Consider the following 21459-nt stretch of genomic DNA (forward strand, 5'->3'; position numbering starts at 1 on the left):
ACTCAGCCGTCACTTTGACCCCATGAGTCACACCCGTCACGCGGTGAGGCCACGCGGGGAGTCCTCAGCGGGTCACCGGCGTCTCCGGTGCGCTCACGTCGATGACCTTGGCCTTGGTGGGCAGCAGCGCGGTCAGGATCGCCACCTTGCGCTCGGAGTCCGCCCCACTGCCCCACACGACGGTGCGCTTGCCGAGGGTGAAGGTCACCAGGTTGGCACTGCTCACGGTGATGCCGGAGACCTGGCTCGAGAGGTCGGACGGCAGGGCGTTCAGCAGCGCGAGCGCCGACTGCATGGCCTCGCGAGTGGCACCCCTGGCCCCCACCGCCGTCACCACGGGCACCCCCTTCGGCGCTGCCTTGACGACACCGAAGGCGATCCCCTCCGCATCCACAACCTCAAGTTGACCTTGAGGGTTCTTCACGGCGATGGCCGGGGTCCGCAGGACGATGTCGACGGCCAGGGTGCTCGGCCAGGCTCGGCGCACCGACACCTCGGCGACGGTGATCCGCTCACGAACCCGGGCGGCCACGGCATCGGTGTCCACGCGTGCCAACGGGGTGCCGATCGGGACGTCGACGAGCTCGGTGACGGCGGCGGCCTCGGCGTCGGTCGCTCCCGACACATCGACCTCGGAGACGCCGAGGATGCTGCTCCACCCCAGCAACCAGACGAGCACCGCCGCGACGGTGGCGGCACCAAGAGCCACGAGCGCCCGTCGCCACGGACGACGGCGGTTCGCGAGCTCGCGCTCCCGGAACCGGGCCGAGGAGGATGCCGTGGCTCCCGCCGGATACTCGGTGCGCAGGCTCATCGGGGCCCTCCGTCAGTGGTCGTGCGGTGATCAGTGGTCGTGCGGTGATCAGTGGTCGTGCGGTGGTCAGGGGCAGTGCGGGCACCAGCCAGGGCGTCCACCACGAGCGGCGCCAGTGCGGTGACGTCCCCGGCCCCGACGACGAGGACGAGGTCCCCGGGCCGGGCGCGCTGCGCGACCGCCGCCACGGCATCCTCACGACTGGGGCCGACGAGCACGCTCCGCTCCCCCGGCAGCTCGCGCAGCGGGTCCCCGATGAGGGCCGAGCTGATCCCGTCGACGGGAGCCTCACGGGCGCCGTAGACGTCGAGCAGCACGACGTGGTCGGCGGGAGCCAGCGCGTGGGCGAACTCGACGGCGAAGTCGCGCGTGCGGGAGTACAGGTGGGGCTGGAAGATCACGTGCAGCGACCCGGAACCCGCGCGGCGCACGAGGTCCGCCCCGGTGCTGACCACCGCGGCCACCTTCGGTGCGTTGTGGGCGTAGTCGTCGACGACGGTGACCCCGCCAACCTCACCGCGGACCTCGAAGCGACGCCGTGCACCCGAGAACGAGGCGAGGCCGGTCAGCACGGCATCCGCATCGGCGCCGACGCCGCGCACCGCGGCGAGGTAGGCGGCGCAGGCGTCCATGACGTTGTGCGGCCCCGGGACGAGGAGTTCGAGGGTGCTCAGGCACCCGTCGAGCACGAACGACGAGTGGGTGCCGAGCCCATCGGCCTCGGTGGACAGCACGTGCAGGTCGGCCCCCACCTCGTAGCCGTAGGTCACGACGGCTCCGCCGCGCGAGCGCACCGCCTGCGCCAGTCGACGCGAGCCGGGGTCGTCGAAGCAGGCGACGACGAGGCCGTCGGCGGGCACCGTGGCGGCGAACGCGGCATACGCCTCCTCGACCCGCTCGGCAGTGCCGTAGAAGTCGAGGTGGTCCGGCTGGACGTTGGTCACGACGGCGACGTCCGGGCGGTAGGCGAGGAAGGAGCCGTCGCTCTCGTCGGCCTCGACGACGAACACCGAGCCGACACCGATCGCGGCGTTGGTGGCGAGCTGGGCGATCTCGGCCCCGCAGGCGTAGGACGGGCGCTCACCCGCGGCGTCGAGCGCGACGACGAGCATCGAGGTCGTCGTCGTCTTGCCGTTCGCCCCGGCGACCGCGACCCGTCGCGAGCCGGCCATCAACGACGCCAGGGCCTGCGAGCGGTGCAGCACCCGAAGCCCCGCCGCGCGCGCCGCGGCGAGCTCGACGTTGTCCTCCCGGATCGCCGACGACACGACGACGGTGTCGACCCCGGCCAGGTGTGCGGCGTCGTGGCCGAGGTGGACGCGTGCCCCGAGGTCGCGCAGCGCCCGCAGGGCCGGCCCGTCGGCGGCATCGGACCCGCTGACGCCCACCCCACGGGCGAGGAGCAGGCGGGCCACCGCGGACATCCCGGCACCGCCGATCGCGATGAGGTGCACGCGCCCGAGGTCCTCGAGCGGTGTGGCCGGCGCCGTGACGTCGAACCTCATGTCGGGCAGGGTCATCGGGCGCGCCCCGCCGCCGTGGTGGCCCCGCCAGCAGCGGCCACGACGAGGTCGGCGAGCAACTCGTCGCCGCCGCGCTCCCCCACCGAGGCCGAGGCCGAGGCCATTCCACCCAGTCGCTGGCCGTCGAGCGCGAGCGGGCGCACGACGTCGTCGACCCAGGCCGCGGTGACCGCGGAGTCCTCGACGAGCAGGCCCCCGCCAGCAGCGATGACGCTCGCCGCGTTCAGCCGCTGTTCCCCGTTGCCGATGGGCAGGGGCACGTAGATCGCGGGCAGGCCGACCGCCGTCAGCTCGCACACGGTGTTCGCGCCGGAGCGGGCGACCACGAGGTCGGCCGCGGCGTAGGCGAGGTCCATGCGGTCGCAGTACGGGAGGACGACGTACGGCGCGCCGGTGACGCCCTCGGGCACGAAGTCCTTGCCGGTGCCCGCGACGTGCAGCACCTGAACCCCGGCGGCGGACAGGCGCGCGGCCGCGGCGGCGAACGCCTCGTTGAGGCGCTGCGCACCGAGCGAGCCACCGGTGACGAGCACGGTCGGGGCGTCACTCAGACCGAAGTGGGCCCTGGCCTGCTCGCGCAGGGCACCCCGGTCCAGGGTCGCGATCTCGCGCCGCAACGGCATCCCGGTGACGGTGGCCCGCGGCAGCGCGGTGTCCGGGAAGGTCACGCCCACCGCCGACGCGAACCGGGCGCCGAGGCGGTTCGCGATGCCCGGGCGGGCGTTCTGCTCGTGGACGACGATCGGGATGCCGTGTCGTCGCGCCGCGAGGTAGGCCGGCGTCGAGACGTAGCCGCCGAAGCCGACGACGACCTGGGCCGACGTGCTCGCGATGGCGTCCTCGGCGGCGCGAACGGCTCGACGCAGGTTGCCGGGCAGCCGCAGCAGGTCACCCGAGGGCCGACGGGGCAGGGGCACCTTGGGGACCTCGATCATCGGGTACCCGCGTTCGGGGACCAGTCGGGCCTCGAGCCCGGCCGCGGTACCGAGCGCCGTGATCGCGATGTCAGGGTCGCGGCGGCGCAGGCAGTCGGCCAGGGCGAGCAGCGGCGAGACGTGACCCGCCGTGCCTCCGCCGGCGAGCAGGACCGACCTCACGGTGGTGGCGCTCACGACCGGGCCCGGCGCCGGCGGCCCACGCCGGGAAGAACGGCAAGGGTCCGGCGGATCGCCGAAGGCCGGGCGGACAACGCCTCGGCGCAGCCGGGCTCGGACCGGGCGAAGGAGAGCAGGATGCCGAGGGCGAACATCGTCGTGATGAGGGCCGAGCCGCCGGAGGAGACGAGCGGCAGGGGCACCCCGATGACGGGCAGCAGGTTGATGACGGCGCCGATGTTGATGACCGCCTGGATGATGATCCACGTCATGATCCCGGCCGTGGCGACGCGCACGAAGAAGTCGTCGGTGCGCGTGACGAGCCGGTAGCAGGCCAGTGCCAGCGCCGCGAACAGGGCCAGCACCCCGAGCGAGCCGGGCAGGCCCAGTTCCTCGCCGATGATCGCGAAGATGAAGTCGTTGTGCGGTTCGGAGAGCAGCCCCCACTTCTCGCGGCTCTGCCCGAGGCCGACGCCGAGCCAGCCGCCGTCAGCGAGTGCGTACCGGCCGTGGATCGGCTGGCGCGCGGTGCCGAACTCGTCGGTGTCGCGCCCGAGCCACACGTCGAACCGGCTGAGCCGGTTGGCGCTGCTCAGCACGAACCAGAGCACGCCGGCGACGAACGGCACTCCGGCGAAGGCGAACCAGCGCAGCGGGATCCCCGCGGCGAAGAGCACCCCGGCGACGATCGCCCCGAGGATGAGCACGGTGCCGAGGTCGTGCCCGAGAGCCACGGCCCCCACCCCGACGGCCACGATGGGGACGAGGTAGGGCACGACGACGTGCGCGAAGGAGTGCAGGTGCTGGCGCTTCTTGGACAGCACCACGGCCCCCGTCAGCACCAGGCCGAGCTTGATGATCTCGGAGGGCTGCACGGTGATCGGGCCGACCTTGAGCCAGTTCTGGTTGCCGTTGACGGCGGTACCGGTGAACAGCACCAGCACCTGCAGGACGACGCCGACGAGCAGGATCGGGAAGGCCAACGCCTTCCAGGAGCGCATCGGCAACCTTGAGGCGATGAGGAGCGCGACGGCGCCGATCGTGGCGAAGACGGCCTGGCTGATGAAGATCGAGTAGGCGGAGGCCCCGTCGGTGTTCTGGATGCTGACGATCGCCGAGGCCGAGAGCACCATGATGAGGCCGAAGACCACGAGGGCTGCGGTCACCCCGACGAGCAGGTAGTAGGTCGTCACCGGGGACTCGAAACGCCCGAACCAGCCACGGTGCGTCGTCGTCCCAGCCTGCGCGCCGGCGCTGCGAGCGCGGGCAGGTGCGCTCGTGCTGCTCACGGCTACTCCCCTGCGGCGAGCCGGTCGACCGCGCCGACGAAGGCGTCACCGCGAGCGCCGTAGTCCGTGAACATGTCCATCGACGCGGCAGCGGGCGCAAGGAGCACGACGTCTCCTGCCCGTGCGAGCGCGCGGGCCTGCTTCACCACCTCGTCCATGGCACCAGTGTCGGTGCGGTCGATGTCGACGACGGGGACATCCGGCGCGTGTCGGGCCAGTGCCTGGGCAATGAGTGCCCGATCCTGACCGATCAGCACGACGGCGCGCAGGTGCTCGGCGGCCGCGGCGACGAGGTCGTCGACGTCGGCACCCTTGAGCAGGCCGCCGGCAACCCAGACGACGTGCTCGTAGGCGGTGAGGCTGGCGCGGGCCGCGTGCGGGTTGGTTGCCTTGGAGTCGTCGACGAACCGGATGCCGTCGATCGTCGCGGCTTCGGCGATGCGGTGGGGTTCGGGCACGAACGCGCGCAGCCCGGCTCGCACCGCACCGGCAGGCACGCCGTGGGCTCGGGCCAGGGCGGCTGCAGCCAGGGCGTTCGCGACGAGGTGCGGGGCCGGCGGTGGGCCGCCGTTCGAGAGGTCGTCGAGGGTGGCGAGCTCGGCGGCCGCGGTGCGGCGCTGCTCGACGAAGGCTCGGTCGGCGAGGACGTCGCCGACGAGCCCGACCTGCGAGACGGCAGGCAGGTCGAGGGTGAAGCCGATGGCTCGACACCCCTCCTGGACGTCGGCGTCCTCGACGAGTCGGCGGGTGCGCTCGTCCTGCACGTTGTAGATGCAGGCGACCTCGGTGTTGGCGTACACCTTGCCCTTGGCCAGGGCGTACTCCTCGAGGGAACCGTGCCAGTCGACGTGGTCGGGGGCGACGTTGAGGCACACCGACGCCTGCGGCGCGAGGGAGTGCGACCAGTGCAGCTGGAAGCTCGAGAGCTCGACGGCGATGACGTCGAACGGGTCGGGGTGCACCACGGCCTCGAGGATCGGGGTGCCGACGTTGCCGGCGCTGCACGCCCGCAGCCCCGCCGCCTGCAGGATCGAGGTGAGCATCTGCACGGTGGTCGTCTTGCCGTTGGTGCCGGTCACGGCCAGCCACGGGGCACCCCCGTGCTCCGGCCTCATCCGCCAGGCGAGCTCGACCTCTCCCCAGACGGGGACGCCGGACGCGGCGGCGGCCGCGAGCAGGGGCTGGTCGGGCCGCCACCCCGGGGAGGTGACGACGAGGTCCACGGGGGTGTCCGGCATCCGAACGACGGCATCCGGGCCGAAGGCGAGGCGGGCGCCGAGGATGTCGAGGATGTTGGCCCGCTCGGCGAGGATGCCGTCGGGCTGGGCGCCGTCGACGACGAGCACGTCGGCGCCTCGTTCGAGCAGGGCGTCCGCGGCCGCGAAACCGCTGACCCCGAGCCCGGTGACGACGACGCGCAGGCCTGCCCAGTTCGCGTCACTGTGGGTCAAGGTGGCGAGCCGCTCGCTCATCCGGCGCCCACGACCCACTCTGCGTAGAACAACCCGAGCCCGAGCGCGACGAAGAGGCCGGCGATGATCCAGAACCGGATCACGATCGTGACTTCTGCCCAGCCGAGGAGTTCGAAGTGGTGTTGCAGCGGTGCCATGCGGAACACCCGTTTACCGGTGGTCTTGAAGCTGGCGACCTGGATGATGACCGAGAGCGTGATGGTGACGAACAGGCCGCCGAGGATGACGATGAGCAGCTCGGTGCGGGTGAGGATGGCGAGGCCGGCGAGCCCGCCGCCGAGGGCCAGCGACCCGGTGTCGCCCATGAAGATCTTGGCGGGTGAGGCGTTCCACCACAGGAAGCCGAAGCAGGCGCCCATGCCGCAGGCCGCGACGATGGCCAGGTCGTGGGGGTCGCGCACCTCGTAGCACTTGGTGCCCGGGTTCCACTGGCAGTTCTGGTTGAACTGCCAGATGCCGATGAGCACGTAGGCCGCGAACACCATGACCGACGCCCCGGTGGCGAGGCCGTCGAGGCCGTCGGTGAGGTTCACGCCGTTGGACGTGCCCGCGACGATGATGTTGGCCCAGATGACGAAGAGGATGACCCCGACCAGGGCGCCACTGAACGCGAGGTCGAGACCGGTGTCGCGCACGAAGGAGATCGACGTCGAGGCCGGGGTGCGGAACGCGTCGTTGGGGAACTGCAGCGCGAGGATCGCGAAGATGACGGCGACGAGGGTCTGGCCGGCGAGCTTCTCGCCCGAGCGCAGGCCGAGGCTGCGCTGCTTGGAGATCTTGATGAAGTCGTCGAGGAAGCCGATGAAGCCCAGTCCCGTCATGAGGAACAGGACGAGCAGGCCGCTGACGGTGGGGCTCTGACCGGTGACCAGGTGGGCCACGGCGTAGGCGATGAGCGAGGCGAGCACGATGACGGCCCCGCCCATGGTGGGGGTTCCGCGCTTCGTGTGGTGCGAGGTGGGCCCGTCGTCGCGGATGAACTGGCCGTAGCCCTTGTGCACGAGGAAGCGGATGAACAGCGGGGTGCCGAGCAGCGAGATGACGAGCGACACGACGCCGGCGATGAGCACAGCCCTCACGTCAGCTCCTCCTCGTCCTGCGCCATCCGGTCACCGAGCAACCGTAGTCCCGCGTCGCGACTGGACTTGAACAACACCACGTCCGCGGGTCGCAGCTCGGCCGCCAGTACCTGCTGCGCGGCCTCGGCGTCGGCCACCTGGCGCACCCTCGTGGCGGGGGTCGGCAGGTCGGCACCCTCGGGCGCGCCGGTGGCGGACAGGGCGTCACGGGCGCCTGCAGCGAGGGATGCCGCGGCGTCACCGACGACGAGCAGCTCACCGATGCCGTGGGCGACGACGTCGGCCCCGACCTCGGCGTGCAGTGAGTCCGACTCCGGCCCGAGCTCGAGCATCGTGCCGAGCACGGCCCAGGTTCGCCGGCCCTGCCCCATCCTGGCGAGGGCACCGAGGGCGGCGTGCATGGAGTCCGGGTTGGCGTTGTAGGCGTCGTTGACCAGGGTGACCCCGTCGCGGCGTTCGATGACCTCCATGCGCCAGCGGCTCACCGGGCGGGCTGCCTCGAGTGCGGTCACGACGTCGTCGAGCGGCATGCCCAGCTCGGTCGCGACGGCGATGACGGCCAGGGCGTTGCCGACGTGGTGGCGCCCGACCAGCCCCAGGTGGACCGTGCGGGTGCCGGTCGGGGTGTGCACGGTGAACGCGGCGCGGCCCCCGTCGTCGAGCACGACGTCGGTGGCCCGCACCTGTGCGTCGTCGGCCTCGCCGACGAGAGCGACGCGGGCGGGCGTCACGTCGGCCATGGCTCGAACCGCGGGGTCGTCGGCGTTGAGCACCGCGAGACCGTGGGCCGGCAGGGCCGCGACGAGCTCGGACTTCGCGGTGGCGATGGCGGCGCGCGAACCGAACTCCCCGACGTGCGCGGTGCCGACGTTGAGCACGACCCCGACGCGCGGCGGCGCCATCGTCGTCAGGTACTCGATGTGGCCGATCCCGCGGGCCCCCATCTCGACGACGAGGAAGCGGGTGTCGGCGGCGACGCGGCACACGGTGAGCGGCACGCCGACCTCGGAGTTGTACGACCCGACGGGGGCGACCGTGGGCCCGACGGTGGCGAGGACGGTGCCGAGGAGGTCCTTGGTGCTCGTCTTGCCGGACGACCCGGTGATGCCGACGACCTGGAGGTCGGGCAGGCGCCTCACCACCTCGAGGGAGAGCGCGGCGAAGGCGTCCTGGGTGTCGGCGACGACGACGGACGGGACGCCGTCGACGGCCCGCGTGACGAGAGCCGCGACGGCACCGCGCGCCACGGCATCCGGGACGAAGTCGTGGCCGTCGGCCTGCTCCCCGACGCGGGCGACGTAGAGGCCGCCGGGGCCTGCCTCGCGCGAGTCGGTGACCACGGGCCCGTCGATGACGAGCGTGTCGGGGTCGAGGTCGGCGGGTGCGACGATCACGCCGCTGACGGCGCGGGCGACCTCGCGCAGGGTGAGGGCGATCATCGGGTGGCGCTCGATGCTGCGAGGTCGAGCGCGTGGGCGAGCTCGGCACGGTCGTCGAAGGGGTGCACGACACCGGCGATCTCCTGGCCGCTCTCGTGGCCCTTGCCGACGACGGCGACCGTCGCGGCGCCGCCCTCGGCCCACACCGCTGCGACCGCCTCGCGGATCGCCTCGCGACGATCGCCGATGGCGAGCACCCGGATGCCGTGCCGCCCGCCGGCACGGGCCGCCTCGACCCCCTCGAGGAGCGCGGCTCGGATCGACGAGGGGTCCTCCGAGCGCGGGTTGTCGTCGGTGACGACCACGAGGTCGGCGACCTCGGCAGCGGCTGCGCCCATGGCGTGGCGCTTGTCACGGTCACGGTCTCCCCCGGCCCCGGTGACCACGACGAGCGTGCCCGGTGTGCTCGGGCGCAACGCGTGCAGGGCGGCGCGGATGGCCTCGGGGGTGTGGGCGTAGTCGACGAGTGCGCGAGGCGATCCCTGCGGGCCGGTGACCGCCTCCATCCGGCCGGGGACGTGCGGATCGGAGAGCACCGCGGCGCCCACCGCATCGACGTCCTCGCCGAGCAGGATGAGAGCGGCCGCGGCCATGGCCGTGTTCGTGACGTTGAAGTCCCCCGGAAGCCTCGACCTCAGGTGGAGGTCCACCCCCGGGCCGGTCAGGTGGAAGGCGGCCGGGTCGGCGAGGTCGACGGTGATCACCCAGTCCGCGGACCCTGCGGCGTGCCCTGCGCCATCGGCGGACGACTGCCCGGCATGAAGGGTGGCGATCGTGTGCACGGGGACCGTGGCCTCGCTCGCCAGCCGGCGACCCCACGCGTCGTCCACGCAGACCAGGGCACGCCGGGACCTCCGCGGCGTGAACAGCGACGCCTTGGCGGCGAAGTAGTCCTCCATGCCGTGGTGGAAGTCGAGGTGGTCCTGACTGAGGTTGGTGAACAGCGCGACGTCGTAGACGACCCCGTCGACCCGGTGCTGGGCCAGGGCGTGGCTGGAGACCTCCATGACGCAGGTGCTCAGGCCGCGTTGCGCCATCACCGCGAGGATGCCGTGCAGTTCGGGGGCCTCGGGGGTGGTGCGCACGCTGTCGATCCGCTCGTCACCGATGCGGGTCTCGACCGTGCCGATGAGACCGGTGGCTGCTCCCAGGGCCGTCAGGGCGGAGTGCACGAGGTAGGCCGTGGTCGTCTTGCCGTTGGTGCCCGTGACGCCGAGCATGCGCAGCGTCAGGTCCGTGGTGCCGTAGATCTCGGCCGACACCTCGCCGAGCACGGCACGGGGTGAGTCGACGACGAGCACGGGCAGGTCGACGCCGGCGGCCGAGACCCGGCTGGCCCCGTCGGAGTCGGTGAGCACGGCCGCGGCGCCCAGGACCGCAGCGGACTCGACGAAGTCGGCACCGTGGGCCCGTGCGCCCGGCAGGGCGGCGTACAAGTCGCCGCCGACGACGGCCCGGGAGTCGAGGGTGACACCAGTGACACTGACGTCGGGAAGGTCTGCCGCGCGCGCTCCCAGCAGATCAGCCAGGGTCCTGATGGAGGTGCTGCGCAGCGGTGTCGGTCGAGGTACGGCCACGTCGCAGCACCCTACCCGGCGCTGCGCTTGCGGCCGTCGAGCAGCAGGGTCGGGTCGGCCTGCGCCTCCTCCGGGGACACCTTGACGGTGATCTTGGGCGGTGTGGCACCCGTCGGCGGGATCTTCAGCTCCTGCAGCGCGTAGGTGGCGACGTCCTTGAACACGGGGCCGGCGACCGGGCCACCGAAGAACGGCTGGATGGGCTTGTGCACGATGACCGCGACGACGATCTGCGGGTCGTCGGCCGGGGCGTACCCGATGAAGCTCGCGGTGCGCCCGCTGTACCGCTTCGCGGCCGCGTCGTAGTAGTCGGCCGTCCCCGTCTTGCCGGCCACGCGGTAGCCCGGGATCATCGCCTCCTGGGCCGTGCCCTCGCCGCTCACGACACCCTCGAGCATCTTGCTCACGTCGCTCGCCGTCTGCTCCGACACCACGCGCGTCGTGGGTGATGCCGGCGTCGGGGTCACCGTGCCGTCCGCGGCGGTGAGGCTCTCGATGAGTCGCGGCGCGACCCGCACGCCGCCGTTGGCGATGGTCTGGAAGACCGACGCGGCCTGGATCGCCGTGACCGACAGCCCCTGCCCGAAGGCCACCGTCTTGGCCTGCGTCCCGCTCCACTGCTCCGACGGGGCGAGCAGGCCAGCCGACTCGCCGGGGAAGCCGGTGCCCGAGCGCTCGCCCACGCCGAACTTGCGGAAGTAGGTCTCGAGGGTCTTCGGCGTCATGGTCTCGCTGACCAGGACCGTGCCGATGTTGCTGGACTCGGCGAGCGTGCCGGCGACCGTGCGGTACAGGGTGGGGTGGTCGTGGCTGTCCTTGAAGGAGGCGTCGAAGCGCTTGAGCCGGTTGGGGATGACGACCGGCGTCGAGGGCGTGACCGTGCCCTCCTCGAGGGCGGCCGCGACGGTCATGATCTTCGACGTCGACCCCGGCTCGAACACGTCGGAGAACGCGACGTTGCCGAGCTTGGCACCCTTCTTCCCGACATCGGTGTTCGGGTTGAACGTGGGGTAGGAGGCGACGCTGAGGAGGTTGCCGTTCTTGGCGTTCATCACGACGACGGTGCCCGACTTCGCACCGACGTCCTTGATCCGCTGCGCCAGCGAGTTCTGGGCGTACCACTGCAGGCTGGAGCTGATCGTCAGGTGAACGTCGTTGCCGTCGACCGCGGGCGTGAGCGACCGCTCCCCCACCGGGATGATCGTGCCGTCGCGCCCCTGCTCGAAGGTCTGCTTGCCGGGGGTGCCCTTGAGGTGGTCCTTGACCATGAGCTCGACGCCGCCACCGGGGTTGCCGTCTGCCGTGACGTACCCGACGAGCGCCGCGGTGGTCGTGCCCTGCGGGTAGGTGCGCTCGGACCGGGTCGCGCGGCGGTCCCGGTAGATGCCGGGGATGCCGAGGTCGGCGATGGCGTTCCACGTCACCGGGGTGACGTCCTTGCTGAGGATGACGTAGCGGTTGGTGCCGGTGAGCTTCGGCACGAGTTGGGCCACGGTGGTGCCGAGGAGGGGCGCCAGCCCCACGGCAGCCTCCTGGACGGCCTGCGCGGACCGCTCCGGGCTGCACGTGTTCTTCTTCGTGCGGTAGGTGCACACCGCCTGCTGGTCGGCGACGACGACCTCTCGCACCGCACTGGCAGCCAGGACGGTCCCGTCCGCGGAGAGGATCTGGCCGCGCATGGCGGGGATGATCTGCGTGCCGGCGCGCTTGCTCTGGGCCTCCTCGGCCACGGCGTGCGCATCGAAGCCCTGGATCCTGATGAGCTGGGCACCGAAGACGCTCAGCACGAACAGGCTCGCCACCGTGAGGGCGCGCATCCGCCGCCGCGGGTTGGCCGCCGTGGCGACGGGCCGCGGTGGGGCGCTGCTCGCGGGCGGCTTCCTGCGAGGCGTCGACGATCGCGGCTGAGCAGGACGAGTCTGAGCCGTTCGGGGCGCAGCCGGTCGGGGCTGAGCCGCTCGCGGCGAAGCGGACCGTGGCGCACCGGATCGGGGAGCAGCGGGGCGTGCTGCGCCGGGTCGGGGAGCCGGGGTGCCGCCGGGTCGCCCGCGCCCTGAGGGCGGTGGCGTCCTGCGCTGGGTCACGGGCTCTCCGTCGTGGTCGGCGTGGGTGTGGCCTGGCTGGTGGTGGGGGTCGGTGTGGCCTGGCTGGCGGTGGGGCTGGAGGCCGAGGCGCTGGGCTGCGGCGTGGCGGGGGCAGTGGTCGTGGCGGTGGCGGTGGCCGCCGGAGCAGGACTGCGCCCTGGTGTGCTGGCGGTGATCGAGGTCTCGGTGACCACGCTAAACGTCGTGTCGGCCTTGGCCTTCTCCGCCACGCCGAGCACGGCCCCGTCCGACAACCGGAGGAAGGCGGGCGTGGGTGCCTTGACCATCCCGAGCTCCCGGGCCCGCTGGGCGAGCGGCCCCGGACCGGAGACCGCGTCCAGGGAGTGGCGCAGCTGGTCCTGGGTGTCGGTGAGCTCGTCAGAACGGTGCTGGAGGTCGCGCAGCGTGTAGGAGCCCTTGGCCATCGCCGTGTTGAGCATGAGCACGCTGACGAAGCCCCCGAGCAGCAGCAGCACGCACAGCGCGAGGAACGCGCCGTTGCCACGGGTCTCGGGCGGCGCCACCACCTTGAGCTGGCGAGGGGTCGCCGCCGTGGTCCGCCGGGCGGACGTGCGCGGGAGGGGCCTGGCCGGTGCGAGCTGGCTCATGCGGTGGCTCCGTTCGAGGAGGTCAGTCGTTCGGCTGCGCGCAGGCGGGCCGAGGCGGATCGGGGGTTGTCGTGCTGTTCCTGCTCGTCCGGGACCTCGGCCCCGCGGGTCAGCAGTCGTAGGTAGGCGGCGAGCTCGGGCAGCTCGACCGGCATCCCGGCGGGGGTGCGGCTGGTCGCACCGCGGGCAAACGCCTGCTTGGTGATGCGGTCCTCCAGCGAGTGGTAGGACAGCACCGCGATCCGCCCGCCCGGAGCGAGCACGCCGATCGCGGCGTCGATCGCGCGCTCCCACACCGAGAGCTCCGCGTTGACCTCGATGCGCAGCGCCTGGAAGGTCCGCTTGGCAGGGTGTCCGCCACTGCGCTGCGAGGCGGCCGGGATGGCGGTCCGCAACACCTCGACGAGGCGGGCGGAGGTGGTGAACGGCTCCTTCTCCCGCTCACGCAGGACCGCGGAGGCGATGCGGCCGGCGAAGCGCTCCTCGCCGTACGTCTTCAGGATCCGCGCGAGGTCTCCGTGGGAGTAGGTGTTCAGCACCTCGGCGGCCGTGATCCCCGACGACTGGTCCATTCGCATGTCCAGGGGCGCGTCGTGCCGGTAGGCAAAACCCCGGTCGGGCTGGTCGAGCTGGAGGGAGGAGACCCCCAAGTCGAACAGGATGCCGTGGGCCACACCGTCGGTGTGCGCCTCGACGACGTCGGCGATCTCGTCGTAGACCGCGTGGACGCCGAGGAAGCGGTCACCGAAGCGGGCCAGTCGCTCGCCGGCCAGGGCCAGGGCCTGCTCGTCACGGTCGACTCCGATGACTCGAGCCGACGGGCAGCGTTCGAGGAGCGCCTCGGCGTGGCCTCCCATGCCCAAGGTGGCGTCGACGCAGACCGCCCCCTCGACGGACAGGGCGGGCTCGAGGAGGTCCACGATGCGGTCCCGCAGCACCGGAACGTGCCGCTGGGCGGCATCTCCTGGGCTGGTCATCGTGATCCTTCGTCGTCGATCGGTGTGCGGTGGTGGTGCGAAGTGGTGGAGCGAGGTGGTGGTGTGCGGTGGTGCGGGGTGGTGGTGCCGGTCGACCCGGCTACTGGTCCCCATCCGATCCGGGCCCGGCGCGGGGGAAGTCGCGTCGGGAGCGGGTCGGCTGGAGGCCGGCGGTCGGGTCGGTGCGGGCGAGCCGTCAGAGTCCGGGGACCACCTCCTCGGTCTCGACCGAGTAGCTGGAGTACGCGGGCATGACCTCGTCGAGGTAGGAGTCCCAACGGGCGGTGTCCCAGACCTCGAGCCGGTTGCCGTTGCCGATGACGGTGCACTCGCGCTCCAGCCCGGCGTAGGCGCGCAGCGGCGCGGGAATCGTGACGCGGCCCTGGCGGTCGGGGGTGTCGGAGTGCGCTCGGGCGCGGAACACGCGAACGAGGTCGCGCACGTTCTTCGACGAGCTGGGGGCCGCGGCCATCTGCGCGGAGATGCGGTGGAACTCGGCCGTGGGGAACACGTAGAGGCAGTTCTCCTGCCCGGTGGTGATGACCAGGCCCTCGGAGAGGTCCGCGCGGTAGCGGGCGGGGAGGAAGAGCCGCCCCTTGTCGTCGAGTCGGGGCGTGTGGGTACCCAGGAACTCCTGCACTGGCGCCACCTCCTCGACCCTTCGCTGCGCCCCCGGATCCACCGGTTTCCCCCACATTACTCCACCAACTCTCCACAAGGGATCAAATTCCGCCTTCAGATGGGCTCAATCTCGACATCTGTGCAGTTCAGAAGGGGTGGTGGAAAGTGGAGCGCTTTGCGTGAACGCTCGGCGCCCAGACCACATCGGCACGTCGTGGGGCAAGATCGAGGGCACCCGGAGCACCAACTGATCGTTGGCACACCACCGACGACGAAGGGATCACCGTGAGCGAACTGGACGACCACCGCCGAACCTCGACCGATTCGGACGCGCCGGCGCCGGCGCGGGGTGCCTCCCTCGACACGGTCCTGCAGGTGTCGGCGTCGCTGGCGGCCACCATGAACGCCGTCATCGAGGGCAAGCAGTCCGTGGTCCGCACCGCGATCACCGTGCTGCTCGCCGAGGGCCACCTTCTCGTCGAGGACGTCCCCGGGGTGGGCAAGACCCTGCTCGCAAAGACCCTCGCCCGCACCATCGACTGCCGGGTGAGCAGGGTGCAGTTCACCCCCGACCTGCTCCCCAGCGACATCACCGGGGTCTCGGTCTTCAACCAGGACGTTCGTGACTTCGAGTTCCGGCCCGGCGCGATCTTCGCCAACGTCGTCGTCGGCGATGAGATCAACCGCGCCTCACCCAAGACCCAGAGCGCACTCCTGGAGTCGATGGAGGAAGGCCAGGTCACCGTTGACGGAACGACCTACGCCCTCCCACGGCCCTTCATCGTCATGGCCACCCAGAATCCCATCGAGATGGAGGGCACCTACCCTCTCCCGGAGGCGCAGCGCGACCGCTTCATGGCGCGGATCTCGATGGGGTACCCGTCGGCCCGTGCCGAGCTCGACATGCTCGATGTCCATGGCGGGGCTTCCCCCCTCGATGCCCTCCAACCGGTCACCGACGCCGCCACCGTCTCGGCGATGGTGCGGGCGGTGCGCGAGGTGCACGCCTCCCCCTCCGTGCGCCAGTACATCGTGGACCTCACCCACGCGACGCGTTCCAGCAGCGCCCTGCGCCTCGGTGCCTCGCCCCGCGCGACGATCCACCTGCTGCGCGCGTCTCGGGCCCACGCGGCCCTGGCCGGCCGTGACCACGTCCTGCCCGACGACGTCCAGCAGGTTGCCGTCCCGGTGCTGGCCCACCGACTCATCCCCACCGGTGAGACGCAGATGGCCCACCGCAGCACAGCCGACGTCGTCCAGGACCTGCTCCAGCGAGTCCGGGTCCCCTCCCCGACGCGCTGAGGACCACCGTGCTCCCGCTGCGACGCTCCCTGACCACCCGAGGTGCGTCCTTCGTCGGCGCGGCCGTGGTGCTGCTCGCCTGCGGCATCCTGCTCGGACAGCCCGACCTGACCCGGATCGGGGTGCTGCTGAGTGCCATGACGGCCATGGGGCTGGTGCTCGTGCGCCGTCACGGGTTGCGCCTGGAGGTCGTGCGGACCGCCGTCCCCAGCCGAATCACCATCGACGAGCGTGCCGTGGTGACGGTGCGGGTACGCAACGGGGAGTCCACGGCATCCCCCGTCGTCATGGCCGAGGAGTCGATCGACTACGCCCTCGGCGACCGACCGCGGTTCGTGCTGCGCTCGCTGCGGCCCGGTGAGACGCAGGAGGTGCAGTACACCGTGCGCTCCCACAGTCGGGGGGTGCACCGCATCGGACCCCTCGGCGTGCGCGTCCGGGATCCGTTCGGCCTCACCCTGCGCACATCTGCCCTGAGCGGAGACGCCGAGGTCGTCGTGCTCCCCCGCGTGTTGCCCCTGCCCGGGGCACGCTCGCTCGGCAGCGGCATCGGATCCGAGGGCTCGGTGCCCCACATGGTCGCCCTGCACGGGGAGGACGACCAGACCGTTCGCGAGTACCGCGACGGCGACGACCTGCGCCGCATCCACTGGCCGGCGAGCGCCCGCACCGGCGAGCTCATGGTGCGCCAGGAGGATCGACCGGCCAAGCGGCGAGCCGTCGTCATCCTCGACTCACGCTCCACCGCGCACGCGGGGACGGGCCGCGCGAGCTCGCTCGAGTGGTGCGTCACGATGGCCGCCTCGGTCACGGCGCACGTGGTCGGCGCGGGGTATGCCGTGCACCTCCTCACCGCCGACGCCCGGTCCGACACCGGTGTCCGGCACGACGACTCCCACGAGGAAGGGCTCGAGACCCTGGCTCGTGTCACCCTTCAGTCACCGGAGAGCCTGCGAGCGGTGCTTCACGCCGCAAGCGTGCTGACCTCGCAGGGAGGTCTGGTCGTCTTCATCGGCGGTCCGCTCGACGACGTCGACGGGCGGGCGCTCGCGGCCCTGCGCCAACCGGGCTCCAGCGGCGCCGCGATCATCACCGACCCGGCATCCTTCGGCGGCCACCAGCGGCGCGGAGGCGCCGACGTCGCCTCAGCGTCGGCGTCCGTCGCGGCGCTGCACTCCAACGGGTGGCTGGCCACCGCCGTCGACGCGCAGACCACCGCGTCGCTCGCATGGGGTGCCGTCGTCGGCGCCCAGAGCGTGGGTGCACGGTGAACCGGGCCCGGCCGATCGAGGCCCTGCTCGCGGCGCTCGCCACCACCGCCGTCACGCTCCCGGTGACCACGCTGTTCACCCCGAACACGTGGATGCGCCCGAGCATCGTCCTCGTCGCCGTGGTGGCCCTGACCGGTGCGGGATTGCGCACGCTGACCAGCCAGCGCCCCCTCGTGGTGCTCGGCCAGAGCACGGCTCTGGTCTACGCGGCAGCCCTCCTTCACGGCCGCGGGCACCTGTGGGCCGACCTGGTCCCGACGCCCGAGACCGGCAAGGCCTTCGGGATCCTGCTCACCCAGGCAGGCGAGACCGTGGCGATCTCAGCGGCACCGGCACCCTCGAACCGCGGCACCATCCTCGGGATCAGCCTCCTCGTCGGACTGACCGCCCTCGCTGTCGACGCCATCGGCGTGACCTATCGCAGCCCCGCACTGGCGGGCATCCCCCTGCTCGCCGCCTTCCTCGGGTCGGCGACGAACTCCGGCGACGGGCTGGCACCCTGGTATGCCGTTCCCGCCGCACTCTGCTGGCTCGCGCTCATGGGCCGGCAGTCCGTGGGGTCGCTGCGGGCGTGGGGCACGCCTGCGCCGCGCGCTGGCGGCCGGGCCGGCGCGGACCCGAGCACCTCCTTCGCGGCCACCGGGCGCATCGTCGGCGTCGCGGCCCTGGCGGCTGCCGTGGTGGTGCCGACGCTGATCCCCCACCTGCCGACGACGTTCATCGCCGACGGCCTCGGGCAGAGCAGCAACGGCCGGGGCGGGGGTGGGTCGAGCATCCAGCTGTCGTCGACGGTCGACATCGCCCGTGACCTCGAGAGCCGCTCGGACAACCCGGTGCTGCGCTACCGCTCCTCCTCGCAGGACCTCCAACCGCTGCGCGTCGGGGTGCTCGACGACTACCGCAGAGGCCAGTGGCAGGCCCGCCAGGAGTTCTCGTTCGTTCCGATCGACGGTCAGATCCCGCCTCCGATCGCGGGGCCCGAGGTGCCGCGCCGAGTCGAACGCATCGAGGTCAGCGACAACGCCGTGGGGGCGCCCCAGGTGGCCCTACCCGCTGGCACCATCTCGACGTCGCTGCCGGACGGCACGTGGAACGTCACCGTGGCCGGGGTCGTCCAGGCCACGACGGCCGCTGACTCCTACACCGCGGAGTTCATCGAGCTCGACCCGGAGCCAGGGCAGTTCGCCACCGGGCCCGACGCGTCACAGCTCGGCGTCGACCCCTCCACCCTCGCGCTGGACCGCCGCTCCGAGGACGAGGTGCGGGCGCTGCTCGCCGAGCTGACCGACGACGGCGACTCCGCCCTCGAGGTCGCCCAGGCGGTGCAGGCGTACCTGCGCAGCTCGCAGTTCACCTACTCCCTCGAGCTCGCCCAGGACGACGGCACCCTCCCCTCCGACCCGCTGCTGCGCTTCCTGGAGACCCGCCGCGGGTACTGCGTGCAGTTCAGCACCGCGATGATCATGCTGACCCGGGCCGCCGGCATCCCGTCGCGCATGGCTGTTGGCTTCCTGCCCGGGGTTGCCGACGGTGACGATCGGGTGGTGCGGGTCAGCGACGCCCATGCCTGGCCCGAGCTGTACTTCCCCCAGCTCGGTTGGGTGCGATTCGAGCCCACCCCCGCGACGCAGAGCAACGCGGCCCCCGACTACAGCCTCGAGGCCTCCGACCCCGCGGCCACGGCCACCCCCACGCCGAGCGCCACCACGCCCACGGCATCCGCAGCGCCCTCGACTGCTCCGACGCGCGACCTGACCGACAACGGCGGGATGGGCGCCGTCGACACCGGCGGGTTCTCCCCCGTCCGGTTCGTCACCGACAACGCCCTGACGCTGCTCGGCATCCTGGTCGTCGTCCTGGCCGTCTCGGCTGTCCCGTTCGGGGCGTGGCTCAGCCGGCGACGGGCTGCGCGAGCCGCCCGCGACGACGCCGAACGGGTCGAGGCGCAGTGGCAGAGCCTGCTGCTCCGGCTGCAGGACATCGGGTACGTGCCGCCGGACGGGACGACCCCCCGGCAGGCCTCACGCCAGATCACCAAGGCCGCGTACCTCACCCCGGACGAGGACCAAGCGCTGGGTCGTGTCGTCGCCACGGTCGAGCTGGCCCGATACGCCCGCCCGGGGACCGAGCTGCACGACGTCGCCGACGACGCACAGACCGTGTGGCGTGGGGCGCTGGGACGCCGCCGGCGGGTCGACAAGGTGCGGGCGCTGCTGCTTCCCGCCGAGGGTCGCGGCCTGTGGCGCAGCATCCTGCGGTTCAGCAGGCCCGGGCCAGCCGACAAGGACACCGACGAGTAACGCGCACATCATCGGAGCCGACCGTTACCTTGGCGGTAGTCCTCAAACTGGGGATCAGCCCCCCGGCGAGCTCCTCCCAGGCGCACCCGTCCCCCGGCGCAATCACCTCGACCCCGCTCACCGCGACGGCCCCACCATCGCGCAGATGGTGGGGCCGTCGCGGTGTCACGACAGGGACGGCTCAGTCCAGGTAGTCGCGCAGGGCCTGGCTGCGGCTCGGGTGGCGCAGCTTGCTCATCGTCTTGGACTCGATCTGGCGGATTCGCTCACGTGTCACCCCGTAGACCTTGCCGATCTCGTCAAGGGTCTTGGGCTGGCCGTCGGTCAGACCGAAGCGCATCGAGACGACCCCGGCCTCGCGCTCGGAGAGCGTGTCCAGCACCGAGTGCAACTGCTCCTGCAGCAGCGTGAAGCTCACGGCGTCCGCCGGCACGACCGCCTCGGAGTCCTCGATGAGGTCTCCGAACTCGCTGTCACCGTCCTCGCCGAGCGGGGTGTGCAGCGAGATGGGCTCGCGGCCGTACTTCTGGACCTCGACGACCTTCTCGGGGGTCATGTCGAGTTCCTTGGCCAGCTCCTCCGGGGTGGGCTCGCGACCCAGGTCCTGGAGCATCTGCCGCTGCACACGGGCCAGCTTGTTGATGACCTCGACCATGTGCACCGGGATGCGGATGGTGCGGGCCTGGTCGGCCATCGCACGGGTGATGGCCTGACGGATCCACCACGTGGCGTACGTCGAGAACTTGTAGCCCTTGGTGTAGTCGAACTTCTCGACCGCACGGATGAGGCCGAGGTTGCCCTCCTGGATCAGGTCGAGGAAGAGCATGCCGCGCCCGGTGTAGCGCTTGGCCAGCGAGACCACGAGGCGAAGGTTGGCCTCGAGGAGGTGGTTCTTGGCCTTCTTGCCGTCCTGGGCGATCCACCAGAGCTCACGCTTGAGCTTCATGTCGATCTTCTCGCCGGAGTTCAGCTTCTCCTCGGCGAACAGGCCGGCCTCGATGCGCTTGGCGAGCTCGACCTCCTGCTCGGCGTTGAGCAGGGCGACCTTGCCGATCTGCTTGAGGTAGTCCTTGACGGGGTCCGCGGTGGCACCTGCCGTGACGACCTGCTGGACGGGTGCGTCGTCCTCGTCGTCGTCGCGCAGGACGAAGCCGCTGGTCTCGGTCTCCGGCTCGGCAGGCTTCTTGGCCTCGTCGTCCTCCTCGTCGTCCTCGACCTCGTCAACGGCCTCGGCGGCCGCCTCGGTCTCGGCAGCGGCAGCCTTCTTCGCGGCCGCACTGCGACGGGGAACGGTGGTCTTCGCCGGAGCGTCGGTGCCGGCGGCAGCGGCAGCGGCCTTGCGGGTGGTGGTGGCCCGAGCTGCGCGCGGCGCAGCGGTCTTGGCAGCGGCGGTCTTGGCAGCGGCCGTCGAGGATGCCGTCGTCTTGGCCGCGGCGGTCTTCGTCACCGTTGCTTTCGTGGCAGTCGTCGTGGCCGGTGCAGCCTTGGTCGCCGTGGCCTTCGCGGGGGCCGCCTTCGTCGCCGCGGCCTTGGTTGCAGTCGCCTTGGTTGCAGTCGCCTTGGTTGCAGTCGTCTTGGTCGCGGCGGCCTTGCTGGCAGTCGCCTTGGTTGCAGTCGCCTTGGTCGCGGCGGCCTTGCTGGCAGTCGCCTTGGTCGCGGCGGCCTTGCTGGCAGTCGCCTTCGTCGCCGCCGCCTTCGCGGGTGCCTTCTTCGCCGTCGACGCCGAGGCTGCGGCCTTCTTGGTCGTGCGTGCCGAGGCAGCAGCCACGCCGATGTGGGCCGGGTCCATGACGACCTCGATGCCATTCTCGCCGAGTGCGCTCAGGACGACGCGTCCACGCTTGGGCTTGACCTCAGCGCTCTGCATGGCGTGGGCAACCTGTTCACCGGTCACCGACCCCGTGGCCGCCCCGATGCGAATCAGTGCCTGCAGTGCCTCGTGAGAGAACTCCGGGGGAAGTGCGCCGAGCTCGGGGGATGTGTTGGACACAGGCGACACCAACAACCTT

General features: G+C 71.8%; 16 protein-coding genes. 3 read left to right on the forward strand and 13 right to left on the reverse strand.

Translation table 11 applies throughout. From position 1 onward, the window contains the following. Positions 1–64: 64 nt before the first annotated feature. From C8E84_RS04385 to mraZ, 12 genes are all read right to left on the reverse strand, one after another. Positions 65–814, reverse strand: a complete 750-nt coding sequence (locus tag C8E84_RS04385) for a cell division protein FtsQ/DivIB (protein ID WP_159899803.1) — start codon at positions 812–814, stop codon at positions 65–67. Then, the gene (gene murC, locus C8E84_RS04390) at positions 811–2319 is read right to left on the reverse strand and encodes a UDP-N-acetylmuramate--L-alanine ligase (RefSeq protein WP_159899805.1); all 1509 of its coding nucleotides are present in this window, start codon (positions 2317–2319) and stop codon (positions 811–813) included. The genes C8E84_RS04385 and murC overlap by 4 nt, the downstream gene beginning before the upstream one ends. Before the next feature lie 11 nt (positions 2320–2330). Beyond that, positions 2331–3449, reverse strand: a complete 1119-nt coding sequence (gene murG, locus C8E84_RS04395; protein WP_159899807.1) for an undecaprenyldiphospho-muramoylpentapeptide beta-N-acetylglucosaminyltransferase — start codon at positions 3447–3449, stop codon at positions 2331–2333. Continuing rightward, the gene (gene ftsW, locus C8E84_RS04400) at positions 3446–4720 is read right to left on the reverse strand and encodes a putative lipid II flippase FtsW (RefSeq protein WP_159899809.1); all 1275 of its coding nucleotides are present in this window, start codon (positions 4718–4720) and stop codon (positions 3446–3448) included. Before ftsW ends, murG begins: the two co-directional genes overlap by 4 nt. A gap of 2 nt (positions 4721–4722) precedes the next feature. Beyond that, the gene (murD, locus tag C8E84_RS04405; RefSeq protein WP_159899811.1) at positions 4723–6192 is read right to left on the reverse strand and encodes a UDP-N-acetylmuramoyl-L-alanine--D-glutamate ligase; all 1470 of its coding nucleotides are present in this window, start codon (positions 6190–6192) and stop codon (positions 4723–4725) included. After that, positions 6189–7271, reverse strand: coding sequence for a phospho-N-acetylmuramoyl-pentapeptide-transferase (mraY, locus tag C8E84_RS04410; protein WP_159899813.1), 1083 nt, complete (start codon positions 7269–7271; stop codon positions 6189–6191). Before mraY ends, murD begins: the two co-directional genes overlap by 4 nt. Then, positions 7268–8710: a UDP-N-acetylmuramoyl-tripeptide--D-alanyl-D-alanine ligase gene (locus C8E84_RS04415; RefSeq protein ID WP_159899815.1), complete on the reverse strand. Its 1443-nt coding sequence runs from the start codon at positions 8708–8710 to the stop codon at positions 7268–7270. The genes mraY and C8E84_RS04415 overlap by 4 nt, the downstream gene beginning before the upstream one ends. After that, the gene (locus C8E84_RS04420) at positions 8707–10287 is read right to left on the reverse strand and encodes a UDP-N-acetylmuramoyl-L-alanyl-D-glutamate--2,6-diaminopimelate ligase (protein ID WP_159899817.1); all 1581 of its coding nucleotides are present in this window, start codon (positions 10285–10287) and stop codon (positions 8707–8709) included. Before C8E84_RS04420 ends, C8E84_RS04415 begins: the two co-directional genes overlap by 4 nt. Positions 10288–10298: 11 nt before the next feature. Continuing rightward, a complete protein-coding gene (locus tag C8E84_RS04425) occupies positions 10299–12104 on the reverse strand; it encodes a peptidoglycan D,D-transpeptidase FtsI family protein (RefSeq protein ID WP_159899819.1) in 1806 nt (601 codons plus the stop codon). Between the two features lie 263 nt (positions 12105–12367). Beyond that, the gene (gene ftsL, locus C8E84_RS04430; RefSeq protein WP_159899821.1) at positions 12368–12979 is read right to left on the reverse strand and encodes a cell division protein FtsL; all 612 of its coding nucleotides are present in this window, start codon (positions 12977–12979) and stop codon (positions 12368–12370) included. Then, complete coding sequence (gene rsmH, locus C8E84_RS04435; protein WP_159899823.1) at positions 12976–13956, reverse strand: 16S rRNA (cytosine(1402)-N(4))-methyltransferase RsmH; 981 nt, start codon at positions 13954–13956, stop codon at positions 12976–12978. The genes ftsL and rsmH overlap by 4 nt, the downstream gene beginning before the upstream one ends. A 196-nt stretch (positions 13957–14152) precedes the next feature. Then, on the reverse strand, positions 14153–14596 hold the full coding sequence (gene mraZ, locus C8E84_RS04440; protein WP_246197043.1) for a division/cell wall cluster transcriptional repressor MraZ: 444 nt from the start codon (positions 14594–14596) through the stop codon (positions 14153–14155). 275 nt (positions 14597–14871) lie between these two features. Between mraZ and C8E84_RS04445 the strand changes: the two genes are divergently transcribed. The 3 genes from C8E84_RS04445 to C8E84_RS04455 are packed head-to-tail and all read left to right on the forward strand — an operon-like array spanning position 14872 to position 19450. Then, entirely contained in the window at positions 14872–15879 is a 1008-nt protein-coding gene (locus C8E84_RS04445; protein ID WP_425495965.1) for an AAA family ATPase, read from the forward strand. Positions 15880–15887: 8 nt separating this feature from the next. Continuing rightward, the gene (locus C8E84_RS04450; RefSeq protein ID WP_159899827.1) at positions 15888–17150 is read left to right on the forward strand and encodes a DUF58 domain-containing protein; all 1263 of its coding nucleotides are present in this window, start codon (positions 15888–15890) and stop codon (positions 17148–17150) included. Then, a complete protein-coding gene (locus C8E84_RS04455; RefSeq protein ID WP_159899829.1) occupies positions 17147–19450 on the forward strand; it encodes a transglutaminase TgpA family protein in 2304 nt (767 codons plus the stop codon). Before C8E84_RS04450 ends, C8E84_RS04455 begins: the two co-directional genes overlap by 4 nt. 181 nt (positions 19451–19631) lie before the next feature. On the opposite strand, the gene C8E84_RS04460 is transcribed toward C8E84_RS04455, so the two are convergent. Continuing rightward, complete coding sequence (locus tag C8E84_RS04460) at positions 19632–21440, reverse strand: RNA polymerase sigma factor (RefSeq protein WP_246196773.1); 1809 nt, start codon at positions 21438–21440, stop codon at positions 19632–19634. Between the last annotated feature and the right edge of the window lie 19 nt (positions 21441–21459).

Origin of the sequence: Ornithinibacter aureus (assembly GCF_009858245.1) — a bacterium.
Classification (GTDB): Bacteria; Actinomycetota; Actinomycetes; order Actinomycetales; family Dermatophilaceae; genus Fodinibacter; species Fodinibacter aureus.